Genomic DNA, 1648 nt, shown 5'->3' on the forward strand with positions numbered 1-1648 from the left:
GTCGCGGGGACGGCACCGGCGGCGAGTGCGGTGGCCCCCGCTGCCTTGAGGACGGTTCTTCTGGTGACGCGTCCGTGGGCGCGGGGGGTCGTGCTGTCGCCGTTCTCGGTCATGGAACACACCTTTCGCGAAGAGCGCGAATTGCGGGACGGAAAGCACACGGAATCGACGGACGCGAAATGAAGGAGGAGGGGGCGTTTCCGATTCCGGGACGCCGTGTTTCGGGCATGGGGAAGGGGCCGGTTCCGACGGGGGATTCGGAACCGGCCCCTTCGTCAGGGGGTGACGCCAATACCGGGCCCGGTGCTCACTGGTTCGGGCGGCGGTACGCCTTCACGACGCTGGCGTAGCTGTTCTTGGCGTGGCCCTGGGCGATGATGCCCTCCATGAGCGCCTCGGAGTACTTGGGCAGCTCGGTGTCCACGCCGAGCGCCTCGGACTCCTCGACGAGGTGCCTGAGCGCGCCCAGGTGCGTCTCCAGGGTGGCGTCGTTGGCCGGGAACTTCTCGTCGCCGGCGTCGATCTGCGCGGCGTAGTCGGCCGTGAACATCTTGATGGCGTCGAGCCACATGTGGGCCCACGGCAGGAACTCCTGCGCCTTGACGCCGCCGGTCTCCACGATGGCCACGCCGTGCAGGAAGCTGTTGAGGGCGCCCCACATCAGGCCGAGCAGCGACACGTCGAACAGGGCGGGCTTGCCGTGGTCGGTGCCGAGGTAGGTGGTGCCGCCGCCGAGGAGCTTCAGCACGGGCTCGTGCGCGTCGAAGACGGCCTGGTCGCCCGCGTAGAAGAGGACGGAGGTCTCGGCGCCGATGCCGGGCGGGGTGATCATGATGGCGCCGTCGAGGTACTTGGCGCCGTGCTTCTGCGCCCACTCGGCGGTCTGCCGGGCCTGCTCGGAGGAGCCGGTGGTCAGGTTGACGACGGTCTTGCCGCGCAGGGCGTCGCCGAGCGAGCCGATGACGTCGTGCACCACGTCGTACGTCGACACGCAGACGATCACGAGGTCGCTCGCGGCGACGGCGTCGGCGGGCTTCACGGCGGGGACCGCGCCGTCCTTGACGAGGCCGTCGGCCTTGTCCGCGGAACGGTTCCACACGGTGGTGGCGTGACCCGCCTTCAGGAAGGCGGCGGCCAGGGCCTGCCCCATCAGGCCGAGGCCGAGCACCGACACCGAGGTGTGGTTGTCACCCATGAATCTGTTCCTCCAGTACGAAAGTGGTGTGCTGAGCGAACCGGCACGCTGGGTGCGCCGGTGTAGAGGGGCTGTCCGGGTCGTCGACTCAGAGGAAGACGGTGCCGGGCTCCAGGCCGACCAGGACGCGGCCCTGGAGTTCGAGGTTGACGTCGGCGTTGGCGAGCGCGTGCAGCGAGAAGCCCTGGATGTCGCGGTGGAAGCGCTGCAGGTGGACGTCGCGCCGGATGACGGAGCCGCCGCTGGCGTTGTGGAGGATCTCCACGGCCTCCTTGGCCAGTTGGGCGGCGAAGCCGGTCTGGCCGCGCACGATGGCCTTCTCCTGGTCGGTGGGCTGCTCGCCGGCGTCGGCGCGCTCCTGGAGGAGGGTGAGCCAGCGGGCCGACAGGGCTTCGGCGGCGTCGATCTTGTTGGCGGCCGTGGCGACCTGGATCTGCGTGAGCGGGTGCAGCT

The 1648-nt window shown here is 69.7% G+C and carries 1 protein-coding gene and 1 pseudogene; both read right to left on the reverse strand.

What is annotated here, in order from left to right:
* Positions 1 to 307: 307 nt before the first annotated feature.
* Positions 308 to 1195, reverse strand: coding sequence for an NAD(P)-dependent oxidoreductase (locus tag ABZ281_RS48510; protein ID WP_356665145.1), 888 nt, complete (start codon positions 1193 to 1195; stop codon positions 308 to 310).
* Between the two features lie 88 nt (positions 1196 to 1283).
* Positions 1284 to 1648, reverse strand: a pseudogene (locus ABZ281_RS48515) (acyl-CoA dehydrogenase); the annotation flags it as partial.

Source organism: Streptomyces sp. NPDC006265 (genome assembly GCF_040613555.1).
GTDB lineage: Bacteria > Actinomycetota > Actinomycetes > Streptomycetales > Streptomycetaceae > Streptomyces.

Coding starts and splice junctions, on each gene's coding strand:
- ABZ281_RS48510 (WP_356665145.1), bottom strand. CDS start 1,195: ATGGGTGACAACCACACCTCGGTGTCGGTGCTCGGCCTCGGCCTGATG.